The organism is Wenyingzhuangia aestuarii, from assembly GCF_011927765.1.
Lineage (GTDB): Bacteria > Bacteroidota > Bacteroidia > Flavobacteriales > Flavobacteriaceae > Wenyingzhuangia > Wenyingzhuangia aestuarii.
In genome coordinates, this window is sequence record NZ_JAATJG010000006.1 from 170451 (window position 1) to 182320 (window position 11870).

Here is an 11870-nt window from a genome sequence, read left to right on the forward strand (position 1 = left end):
ACAATGTCAGAATCACGTAGAAGCTTTATCAAAAAAACAACCTTAGCAGGTGCAGCATTAGCAGTTACTCCAAACTTTGGATTTCATATGATGAAAAAATCCACTAAAAATGATATCATTTTAGGTCATGGAGATTATCAATACAAATTAGTGAGAGATTGGGCTAAAATGAGTTCTATAGAAACCCCTTTACTAAACTGTCACGAAATGCAAATGGACAGCAAAGGGAGATTAATTATGATTGGTGATCATCCACAAAACAACATTATTATTTTTGATAAATCTGGTAATGTATTAGATAGCTGGGGTACTGCCTACCCTGGAGGTCACGGTTTAACAATTTCTGACGAAGGTGGAGAGGAATTTTTATTCTTAGCAGATTCAGGTTGGTTTTTAAACAAAGTAGGAAAATGGATCAAACACAATGGTAGAATTACCAAAACAACCATGGATGGTCGTGTGATTTTTGATATAGGACACCCACAAACCATTGGAGTTTACAAACCTGGAGAATCTTTTTGTCCTACAGAAACTGCTGTAGGTCCTAACGGAGATATTTATGTAGCCGATGGATACGGAATGAGTAGAATTATTCAGTACGATTACAACGGAAGGTATATTAGACATTGGGGAGGTAGTGACAATCCTGATAAAAACTATCAAATTAAAAGTGCCCACGGAATTGCTATCGATTATAGAAATAAAAACAATCCAATGGTAGTTGTTACTTCTAGAAACCAAGCTTCTTTTAAGTGGTTTACTTTAGACGGTACCTATATTAAAACTTTACACCTACCTAATATGCAAGTGTGTAGACCTGTTTTTGATGATCAAAATCTATATGCAGGAGTTTGTTGGTCTCAACCCGAAGTTGGAAAAACAAACTGGCTAGACCCAACAGGATTTGTAACTATTCTAGAAGGAGATACCGTAGTTTCTAACCCAGGAGCAACTGCTCCACTTTATGTGGGTGGTGAACTACAAAAAGCGTATCAATTGGCAGATAGACCTATTTCCCATGGTCATGATGTATGTGTAGATAATGATAAAAATTTATACATCTGTCAATGGAAAGCAAATCAAACACCTCCATTAAAACTAGAAAGAATCTAAACACCTACTAAAACTAAAGAACTAAAACAATGAACGAAGTTTCAGATATCGTAATCTTTTTGGGGAGATTTCACCCCTTAATCGTCCACTTACCTATCGGATTTATCATGTTTGCTTTTCTACTAGAAATTCTAAGCAAATGGAAAAATCTAAAAGAACTAAGAGCGGCCATTCCTTATGCTTTATTATTTGGAGCTATTACAGCTGCCAAAGCCTGCTTACTAGGATACATGTTAGCCTCTAGCGGAGAATATGACGGTCCTATGTTAGATGGTCACTTTTGGTTTGGAATTGCTACCACTGCGTTTACCCTACTTGCTTGGCTAATTAGTATCGATAAAATTAAGTTCATTAAATTGGCTAGTTTTAAAGCTAACATTGCAACACTTACTTTTTTAGTAGTGTTAATTAGTATTACAGGTCACTATGGAGGAAATCTAACTCATGGTGCTGATTACTTAACCAAATATGCTCCTTTTGGAGAAAAGCCTCAAAAAATTGCACCTCCTAAAGATGTGAATGATGTGGTTTTGTTTGACCACGTTATCTACCCTATTTTAGAGGAAAAATGTATGAGCTGTCACAATCCATCCAAAAAGAAAGGTGGTTTGGCATTAGACAACGCTGAGAATATTTTAAAAGGAGGTAAAAAAGGCTTGGCTATTGTTCCTGGAGATATAGAAAAATCAGGAGTATTTCATAGAGTTACTTTAAATCACGACGATAAAGAATTTATGCCACCAGATGGTAAAACTCCTTTAACAGAAGAAGAAATTAGCTTGCTAAGTTTCTGGATCAAAAGTGCCAAAGCAGATTTTAGCATTAAATTAGTTGCTGCAGAAGAAAAAGAAGAAATTCTAAAAACAGCCTTGGCTTATTTAAACATGGGAGAACATGCTAAAGAAACACTTCCAGAGGTGCAGCCTGCAGATAGTATTGCTGTAGCTAAGTTAGCAAATGCTGGTTTTACACTAAGAGAGCTCGTTTACAATTCTGGTATTTATGATGTTGTATTACCTAGCAAAACAGCTAAAAGTTCTGAAGAAACCACAAAGTTACTAGAACAATTAGCAGCGATAAAAAACAATGTTTTATGGTTGTCTCTACAAGACAATCAAGTAACCGATACGCATTTAAAAACCATCGCACAGTTTAAAAACTTAAAACAGTTGTATTTAAACAAAAATGCAATTACAGACAAAGGGATTGCTGAGTTAAAAGCAATTGAAACATTAAAAAGTTTAAACCTTTATGGTACAGAGGTTAGTAAGGAATCTTTTGCTTCTTTAGTTAATTTTAAGAATTTGCAAAACGTTTATGTTTGGAAAACAAACGTAACAAACGAAGATGTGAAAGAATTTGAAAAACAAAATTCAGCTATCAAATTACATTTAGGAATTACCAAATAATGACATTTACAAAGCTCTATTACTTTATTATTCTTTTTGTTCTTGTGGGATGCAATACACCTCAAGAAAAAAAACAAGAAGAACTATCGGAATACATTCCTTTACCTGCTAAGGTAATAGAGCCTAGTAACAACCCTTCTACTCCAGATAAAATAAAATTAGGAAAACTTCTTTTTTACGACCCTATCTTATCTGGAAATAAAGATGTTGCCTGTGCTACCTGCCACCATCCTGATTATGGATATGCAGAAAACTTAGATTTATCTATTGGTGTGAATGGCTTTGGAATTGGAAGCAGTAGACGTTTTAAAAGCAACAACCAAATTCCCATTGTAAAAAGAAATGCACATACGGTATTAAATTCAGCTTACAATGGAATGGATGTTAAAGGAAATTATCATCCAGATAAAGCTCCTATGTTTTGGGACAACAGAGCTCATAGTCTTGAAGAACAAGCCTTAAAACCCATTCTTTCTTTGGAAGAAATGAGAGGTGATCAGATTTCTGAAAACCATATTCTAGACACCATTGTAAATAGGCTTCACAAAATTAAAGCTTATCAAAACTTATTTGCTTTAGCATTTCCAGAAAATTCAAAAATAGACAGTACCAACATACTTAAGGCAATTGCTTCTTTTGAAAGATCCCTTACCACTCCTAATTCTAGGTTTGATAAATTTATAGCAGGAGATAAGAAGGCTTTGTCTGAAGTTGAAAAACAAGGTTTTGAATTGTTTAAAAAAGCAAAATGCAATCTTTGTCACTCCGGTCCTATGTTTAGTGATTTTAAAATTCACGCATTAGGAGTTATAGACAACGAAAAATTAGGGTTTTCTGATGATGGCTTTGATAAAACCTACGGATTTAGAACTCCTACTTTACGTAATTTAAGACACACAGCTCCTTACATGCACAACGGAAAGCTAACTACTTTAAAAAAGGTGCTAGAGTTTTACGAAGATATTTCTAATGGAAAATCTCAGAATCCAAACATTACACAACTAGATCCTTTGGTGAATAAAATTGAACTAAAAGGGAAAGACATGTCTCCTATTATTTCTTTTTTTAACAGTTTAAATTCAGAAGATTACGACAAAACCATCCCACAAGAAGTTCCTAGCAAGCTACCTGTAGGTGGAAATATCCATTAAAATCACTTTATTTTCCTTCTTTTTAAGCAACTTATTCTTTTTTGAATTACATTTATTTTGTTCTAGTATAATAAACCTTAACTTATACCTAGGACTCTAACTAGCTTAACTATGAAGAAATCAGGTTTTATTCTTTTGGTAATTTGTACCCTTTACACTTTTACCAACACCTATGCACAAACAGACGAAAATCCAAATATTGATAGTCTTAATGTAAAAAAAGACAGCATTAACAACACCTTACTTAAGGAATTCAATCAAAAACTATTTGAAATCACCAAACAACGTGAACAAGACTCTATTAAAAAAGTAGAACTAGAAAAAACGTTACAATCTTTAAAAACAACTGACAATCTTAAAAAAGAAGAACTTTTAAATCAATTAAAACAAATTGAAGAAAGTGAACAGAAAAGAATTTCGGAAAAGAAAAACAGGATTGATGCTTTAAGAAACACTGCCAAAGGACATGCTGTTGTGGGAGTAATGAGAGATACTTTGTTTTTAGTGTATTCTAAAATTGGGTCTTCTACGGCATCAGACCGAGCTAAAAATATTTCTAAAAAAATAGAAAAACTTTACAATGACGATTTCTTAAAAATTGATCAAATTAAAGTGAATCCTTTTGAAAACACCTATGATATTGTTTACAACGAACTGATCATTATGAGTATTTCGGAAGCAGATGCTATTTGGTACAATCAATCTTTAGAAAGTAGTGCAGAATTGTTTAAAGACAAAATCAAAACAGCTATTGATACGGCTCGTAAAGAGAATAGTCTTCAAAAAATTGCGCTTAGAATTGGACTTGTATTGTTAGCCCTTTTAATTACTATTTTGGTGATTAAATTGGTAAAACGATTGTTTATCAAACTAGATCAAATTATTGATATAAAACAAGAATCTTGGTTAAAAGACATTAAATACAACGACTATGTAATTGTTTCTACAGAACAAGCTTTAATATTAGTTTCATACATTATAAAAGCCTTAAAAGCTATTATCTATGTAGTGATTCTTTACATTACACTCCCTATTTTATTTAGTATTTTCCCTTTTACAAGAGACTGGGCAGATACTTTGTTCAACCTTATCTGGAACCCTTTCAAAGGTGTTTTATTAGACATTATTGGCTTTTTACCCAACCTATTTAGCATTGCTGTTATTTATATAGTAATGCGTTATTTTATACGATTTGTAAGATATATTTTTAGTGAAATTAAACATGAAAAATTAAAAATCAACGGTTTTCATCCAGATTGGGCTATGCCTACTTTTGGAATTGTAAAAGTCTTATTATACGCATTTACCATCGTCTTAATTTTCCCTCACTTGCCAGGAAACGATTCCAAAGTATTTCAAGGAGTATCTGTATTTGTGGGTATTTTATTCTCTTTAGGTTCTTCTACAGCAATTTCTAATATGGTAGCTGGTTTGGTTATTACCTACATGCGTTCTTTTAAACTAGGAGATCGAATTAAGTTTGGAGATATTAAAGGTGATGTGGTAGAAAAAACCTTGTTAATTACTCGTTTAAAAACGGTAAAAAACGAAATCATTACCGTTCCTAACTCAACCATTTTAGCTAGTAATATCATCAACTATACCAGTATTGCTGATGAAAATGGTTTGATATTGCACACCACCATTACTTTGGGTTACGATGTGCCATGGAAATTGGTTCACAAAACCTTAATAGAGGCAGCTATTAGAACCGATGCAATCTCTAACACTCCGAGTCCTTTTGTATTACAAACTAGCTTAGATGATTATTATGTTTCTTATGAGTTGAATGCTTACACTAAAATTGTAGCCAAACAAGCATTGATCTATTCAGACTTGCATCAAAACATACAAGATGTGTGTAACGAAAATGGTATTGAAATTCTATCTCCACATTACCGTGCTGCAAGAGATGGAAATATGACCACCATTCCTAAAGATTATTTAGACAAAGATTACAAAGCTCCAAGCTTTAATGTTAACATTCAAAAAGAAGACTAAGTTTAAAACAAAACCCCATTCAACAAAATGCTGAATGGGGTTTTTAAAAAACTAACCAAATAATAACTCTATCTATTTCTTAATAATTATTCTGCGTTAACACTCCTTTTGCCAATTGTATTTGAGAATAAGGAATCGGCATCACTTCATGTTTACCGGTTTGGAATCCTAAAGGCCCCAACACAGCAGCTGCTCTACCTGTTCTAATCAAATCGTGGTATCTATATCCTTCACCTGCTAATTCTAAACGTCTTTCTTTATAAATAGCATCACGTAAAGTATCTCCTGTTAAAGTCAAGGGTAAATCTTCTGGAAATAAATTTCCTACACCACCACTTTCTCTAGCACGTTTTCTTACTTTATTTACATATTCAATCGCTAATGTTGGGTTTGTAGTATAAATAGCCTCTGCATACATTAAATAAGCATCTGCCAACCTTAACACACGAACATTGTTAGCACTGTTAGCATTCCCTCCTGTTTTTGGAGAACTATAATCGCTGTAAGGAGCCCAAGAATACTTTCTAATATACCAACCTGTACCATAGGTACCCGCTTTGTCGTTTGGAGTATAAAAGGTCGCATCGTATCTAGGATCACGAATGGTGTCCGTTCCAACAACATTCACCACATAAGCATCTCTCAATTCTCTTTTAGCCTGCATAAACCCTCCTCCTTTTTTACTTCTAGGAGACACTCTTTGGATAATTCCCATTCCCAAAAGACTGGTGTTAGATGAGAAATTAATTTCAAAAATAGATCCTGATCCCCACTCTCCACTTTGTTTAAAAATATGATTCACATCTGCATCTAAAACATAAGGCAATGCAAACAGTTGTTCTCCGTAAGTTTTTACTTGATTCATTTTGTTTTGATACAAAGAAACTCGCATCATCAACCCTAAAGCAGCTCCTTTATCTGCTCTACCAAGATAGTTATCATCCTTATCAAATCTTGATGGCAAACCTGCAATAGCCAATTCTAATTCATCTTCTATAAAAGCATAGGTAGCCTCTTCTGTTGCTCTTGGAAGATTTGCTTCGTTATACTTTAAGGGTTTTTCTATTAAAGGCACTCCTCCAAAAGAATTTACCAAATCAAAGTAAAAATAAGCGCGTAAAAAATGAGCCTCTGCTAAAATTTCTTGTTTTCTAGCCGTATCTTCAAAAACAATAGCAGGCACTTTTTCTAAAATTAAATTGGCATAATAAATTCCCTTGTAATTTACAGCCCAAATTTGCTCTACAGTAATGCTAGAAGTTGGGATTTCATATAACTTTTTCTGATCTAAAGGAATATTGTCATTTACTCTATTACCTCCTTTCATAAAATCGTCTGTTCCAATATCACCAAATATTAAATCGGTAGCCATTGAAGCCCAGAAGTTTTTTCTGGCATACATTTCATTCATCGCAGAATACACAGAAATCATCCCCTGTTCTGCATCTACGGGTGATTTGTAATAATTTTTAACCTCTGGAGTTCCATAGGTTCCAACTTCTAAATAATCATCGCTACATGAAGTTAAAACTAGCATGAAAACTAGGGTACTAAACTTTATGATACTTTTTATTTTTGTGTGTAATTTCATAATCAATAATTTAAAATTTAACATCCAATCCTAGAGAAATAGTTCTTACAGAAGGATACCTTCCTCTATCTATTCCCATGTCTAAAGGACTATTTTGTGAACTATCTATTCCTACCTCAGGATCTAAACCATCATACTTAGTAAAGGTTACTAAGTTCTGAGCAGCTACATACCCACGCAATTCAGTCACAAAAAACTTTGTCAATATTTTTTTAGGAACTGTATACCCTAACTGAATGTTCTTTAATCTTAAATAAGATCCATCTCTTACATATCTGCTAGATAATTGTGTATTGTTAGATTGTCCTGAAAAAGTTGCTCTAGGAACGCTATTAGAAGTCCCTTCTCCCGTCCATCGGTTTAGCATATTGGTATTTAAATTACTTCCTAAATCTCCTTCTAACCAGTAATCGGTACTATTAAAAATCTTATTTCCTTGACTTCCTTGAAAGAAGGCAGAAAAATCGAATTGCTTATAAGACATCTCTAGATTCATTCCATACGTAAATTTTGGGAACGGAGACCCTATAAATTTTCGATCACTATCATCAATAACATTGTCATTATTTACATCTCTATACTTTACATCCCCAGGTTTTGTGTTTGGTAAACTTGCATAATTATCTATCTCGTCTTGATTTTGAAACAAACCAATCATTTCATATCCATAAAAAGAGGCTAAAGGATTCCCTGCTTCTGTTCTACTAATATTTTTAAATCCGTTTGCATTTCCTGTTTGAATAAGACTTCCTTCTCCAGACAATCTAATCACCTTGTTTTTAATAATTGAAATATTCCCTCCAACACTAAAAGAAAAATCATTGATAATTTTCTTATAATTTGCTGTAAATTCCAATCCTTTATTTTCTATATCTCCAGCATTTGTATAAGGATTATCTGCAAAACCAGCCGTTAATAATACCGGTGTTGGCATTAACATGTCTGTAGTGTTTTTAATAAAATATTCTGCTGAAAGCGTAATAGAATTGTCTAACAAAGCCATATCTACACCAATGTTTTTGGTAATGGTGGTTTCCCATTTTAAATCAGGATTTCCAGGTCTTAGCGGAGCAACTCCTAACTGGGTTGCTTCATCGGTTCCTAATAAATAATTAGTATCACCTACTCCTAAAGTATTATAAGTTGCTGTGTTAGGAATGTTTTGGTTTCCTGTTCCTCCCCAACCTGCACGTACTTTTAACTGGTTGATGACATCTATATCATAAAACTCTTCTTTATGAAGGTTCCATGCCAAAGCCAACGATGGAAATTGTGCCCATTTGTTATTAGCTCCAAAACGAGAAGATCCATCAAAACGATACGTACCTGTTAACAAATAACGATCATCAAAATTGTAGTTCAATCTACCAAAAAATGACAATAGCTTTGATTCCGAAATAGTTCCTCCATTACTTGCCGAAGAAATAGCTCCTGACTCTAAAGTTGGATTCGCTACACTTTCTGGAATGCTATTTCTACTTGCGCTTACATTATTAGAACTTAAATTTTGAATTTCCTGTCCTAACAAAGCATTAATACTGTGTTTCTTCTGAAAGGTTTTGTTGTAATTTAAAGTGTTTGATAATATTAACACTCTACTTTCTCCTCTACTTAAATTATAAGTAGTTACTGGAGAATTGTATTTAGGACTTACATTGTAAGATGGCTTAAAATTATCCACCTTAGTATTGTTTACCTGTAAACCAAAGTTTGATTTGAATTTTAACCCTTTAAGAATATCTACTTCTAAAAATAAATTCCCAAAAAAACTTTCTCTTTTTCTAGGTGCTTGACCAAAAACAGCCAATCCTAAAGGACTCACCGCTTGGGATGCATATTTAGCAATCGCATAAGTTCCATCTTCATTGTAAAAAGGAGTAGAAGGATCTATCATATACCCTGTAAAAGCAGTCTTAGCTGTTGAGTTACCTCCATAAGAAGGAACCGAACTTGTGTAAGAATTTGAATACTGAATGTTGTGTCCTAATTTAATTTTAGGCTTAATTTGATAGGTGTTATTTACTCTAAAGTTGGTTCTTTTATAACCTGTGTTTTTAATAATACCATCTTGGTTAATGTACCCAAAAGATACAAAATAAGTAGACTTATCTGTTCCTCCAGAAACAGACAATTGATGACTTTGCATATAAGCTTCTCCATACACTGCATCTTTCCAATTGTAACTTGTTAAAGAAGATGGATCTGCCAAATATGCATCTGCTGCTTTTCCATCATTTGCCAATCCTTCGTTGTAAATGGTTGCCCATTGCTCTGCATTTAACACATCTAAGTTGTCTACTCTTTTTTGAACCCCCGTATACGTTTTATAACTAATTACGGGCTTTCCTTTTTTACCTGTTTTTGTAGTGATTAAAATGACTCCATTAGCCCCTCTAGATCCATAAATAGCGGTTGCAGAAGCATCTTTTAACACTTCTATAGATTTTGCATCTTCCATATTAATGGTAGAAATATCGTTAATAGGAACTCCATCCACTACATACAAAGGATCTGCATTGTTTACCGTTCCAATTCCTCTAATTCTAACCATGGGAGTTGCACCAGGTGTTCCAGAACTTTTAGAAACTGTAACCCCTGCTGCTCTACCCTGAATGGCTTGAGCAATAGAAACGTTTTGAGTTTTACTTATTTTTTCGGTATCTACAGAAGATAAAGATCCCGTTACATCCGATTTTTTAACCGTACCATAACCTACCATTACTACGGCATCCAATTCACTTACATCCTGTTCTAAAACTACATCTACAGTAGTTTTACCGTTTACTAGCACTTCTTTTTCTTTATACCCCACATAAGAAAATACCAACACAGCATTCTTATTTTTGATATTAAGTGTATAATTCCCATCAAAATCTGTAATGGTTCCGCTTGTAGTTCCTTTTACCACTACATTGGCTCCTGGTACAGGCATTCCAAACTCATCGCTAACCACACCTTTTACAGCAAATTGTTGCTGTTGTGTAAGCGTTTGTAAAGGAGCTGCTTGCGGTTTTTCTTTTACAATTACTTGCCTATCTACTACCACATAATCTAAATTTGTTTTGGTAAAAGACTGACTTAAAATAGTATTTAATCCTGCGTTTTTTACTTCTAATGATACTTTAACATTGTTATCTATAATACCATCTTTGTAAAAAAACACATACTTACTTTTGTTCTGTATTTCTTTAAAAAGATCTTCAATCGTAATATTCTTTACATTAATATCCATTTTTTCTTGAGAATAAGGATAATTAGCATACACAGAACCTAGACCTATAGTGATAAATAGTATAAATACTCTCATAATTTCGCATACGACTTTTGTAAACGTAGATTTAACTCGTCTACCTCGTCGATAAAAGATTTTATTCATAATTTTGTAATTCAATTAATTAGTAATGTAATCGTCTCGAAACGATATTGCTTTTTTAACTTCCAGGAGATGTTGCCGCATCTTCTGGTTTGTTTTTTTAGTGGTTAGATTTTTTTACTTCATCCGTATTTAATTTTTAGTTATACATTAATTTTAGTTGGTGTTTTTCTGTTTCTTCAAAACGTACATCTACGCTTTTATTAATAATTTGTAGTACTTCTTGAATGCTTTCTGATAAATCTAAAGCCCCTGAAAAAGTTTCGTTATTTAACTTTTCATCTTCTATGCTAATAGATATGTTATAATATCTTGAAAGCTTACGCATAATATAGCTCAACTTGCTTTTTTCTAAAATTAACAAGCCGTGTTTCCAAGAAAAGTATTGTTTTACATCTACTTGTTCCGAAGAAACCAATCCTGTTTCTCTGTTTATTTTTGTTAGCGTTCCTGGAGTAATAATTTGACTTTTCTTTTTGTTAAAAAAGAAATTGTCTTTAACTGTATGAGATACTTTTACACTTCCTTTTTTAAGAACTACAAAACTCTCAAGCTCATCTTCATAACTAGATACGTTAAACACAGTTCCTAAAACTTCTATTTCTTGATGATCTGACAATACTTTAAAAGGGTGTTTTTTATCGTGAGCTACATCAAAAACAGCCTCTCCAATTAAATACACTTCTCTTTTAGCTCCTGTAAATTGTGCCGGATAAATAAACTTAGATCCTGAGTTTAACCAAACCTTAGTTCCATCGGACAAGACAAGTGATGATCTTTTCCCATAAGGAACCACTAGCGTATTAAAGTTATTTTTTTGTTGTTGATTTACTTTTTCTTGTGTTCCAATACTAATTTCTTCCCCAGTTTTGGAATAAGAAATAGGCGTATTGTCTCCATCAATAGCCAAGCCCTTATTTTCATCTAAGATCAAGGTTACTTTTTCTGAGTCTTGAACATCAACGTTTTTGGAAAGCATGGCAAACTTATTAAGTTCCGAAGAAGACTTTTGCATTTGAAGATACCAACCTCCAGCGATCACAAGTGCTATAGAAGCTGCAATACCTATTACGTAATTTCTTCTTTTAACCTGTAGTTGGGTTATAGAATTAAAAATTCTCTTTTTTAAAAGTTCTTTTTCAAATTCCGTGATGAACTTTTCTTGTGAATGCTCCTTTTTTTTCATGTTTCAATCTATATCAAGTTGTTTTACAGTTCTAGCAAAACAGCCT

At 33.3% G+C, this 11870-nt stretch carries 7 protein-coding genes; 4 read left to right on the forward strand and 3 right to left on the reverse strand.

Annotated elements, in window-relative coordinates; all coding sequences use genetic code 11:
- Positions 1-3: 3 nt before the first annotated feature.
- The 4 genes from GGR97_RS07745 to GGR97_RS07760 all read left to right on the forward strand — a co-directional run bounded on the left by GGR97_RS07745 (position 4) and on the right by GGR97_RS07760 (position 5674).
- Complete coding sequence (locus GGR97_RS07745; protein WP_209272339.1) at positions 4-1113, forward strand: twin-arginine translocation signal domain-containing protein; 1110 nt, start codon at positions 4-6, stop codon at positions 1111-1113.
- 29 nt (positions 1114-1142) lie between these two features.
- A complete protein-coding gene (locus GGR97_RS07750; protein WP_167897951.1) occupies positions 1143-2522 on the forward strand; it encodes a c-type cytochrome domain-containing protein in 1380 nt (459 codons plus the stop codon).
- A complete protein-coding gene (locus GGR97_RS07755; protein ID WP_167897952.1) occupies positions 2522-3673 on the forward strand; it encodes a cytochrome-c peroxidase in 1152 nt (383 codons plus the stop codon). The genes GGR97_RS07750 and GGR97_RS07755 overlap by 1 nt, the downstream gene beginning before the upstream one ends.
- Before the next feature lie 111 nt (positions 3674-3784).
- Positions 3785-5674: a mechanosensitive ion channel family protein gene (locus GGR97_RS07760; protein WP_167897953.1), complete on the forward strand. Its 1890-nt coding sequence runs from the start codon at positions 3785-3787 to the stop codon at positions 5672-5674.
- Positions 5675-5753: 79 nt separating this feature from the next.
- On the opposite strand, the gene GGR97_RS07765 is transcribed toward GGR97_RS07760, so the two are convergent.
- From GGR97_RS07765 to GGR97_RS07775, 3 genes are all read right to left on the reverse strand, one after another.
- Positions 5754-7265, reverse strand: a complete 1512-nt coding sequence (locus GGR97_RS07765; RefSeq protein ID WP_167897954.1) for a RagB/SusD family nutrient uptake outer membrane protein — start codon at positions 7263-7265, stop codon at positions 5754-5756.
- Between the two features lie 10 nt (positions 7266-7275).
- Positions 7276-10572 (reverse strand): TonB-dependent receptor, encoded by a 3297-nt coding sequence (locus GGR97_RS07770; RefSeq protein WP_245229477.1) that lies wholly within the window; start codon positions 10570-10572, stop codon positions 7276-7278.
- Positions 10573-10777: 205 nt separating this feature from the next.
- Positions 10778-11824 carry a FecR family protein gene (locus tag GGR97_RS07775; protein ID WP_167897956.1) on the reverse strand — a complete coding sequence of 349 codons (1047 nt, stop codon included), beginning with the start codon at positions 11822-11824 and terminating at the stop codon, positions 10778-10780.
- Positions 11825-11870: the final 46 nt, after the last annotated feature.

Excerpts from the sequence above, each read along its gene's own strand:
- GGR97_RS07745 (WP_209272339.1), top strand. The coding sequence starts at position 4 with ATGTCAGAATCACGTAGAAGCTTTATCAAAAAAACAACCTTAGCAGGT.
- GGR97_RS07750 (WP_167897951.1), top strand. The coding sequence starts at position 1,143 with ATGAACGAAGTTTCAGATATCGTAATCTTTTTGGGGAGATTTCACCCC.
- GGR97_RS07755 (WP_167897952.1), top strand. The coding sequence starts at position 2,522 with ATGACATTTACAAAGCTCTATTACTTTATTATTCTTTTTGTTCTTGTG.
- GGR97_RS07760 (WP_167897953.1), top strand. The coding sequence starts at position 3,785 with ATGAAGAAATCAGGTTTTATTCTTTTGGTAATTTGTACCCTTTACACT.
- GGR97_RS07765 (WP_167897954.1), bottom strand. The coding sequence starts at position 7,265 with ATGAAATTACACACAAAAATAAAAAGTATCATAAAGTTTAGTACCCTA.
- GGR97_RS07770 (WP_245229477.1), bottom strand. The coding sequence starts at position 10,572 with ATGAGAGTATTTATACTATTTATCACTATAGGTCTAGGTTCTGTGTAT.
- GGR97_RS07775 (WP_167897956.1), bottom strand. The coding sequence starts at position 11,824 with ATGAAAAAAAAGGAGCATTCACAAGAAAAGTTCATCACGGAATTTGAA.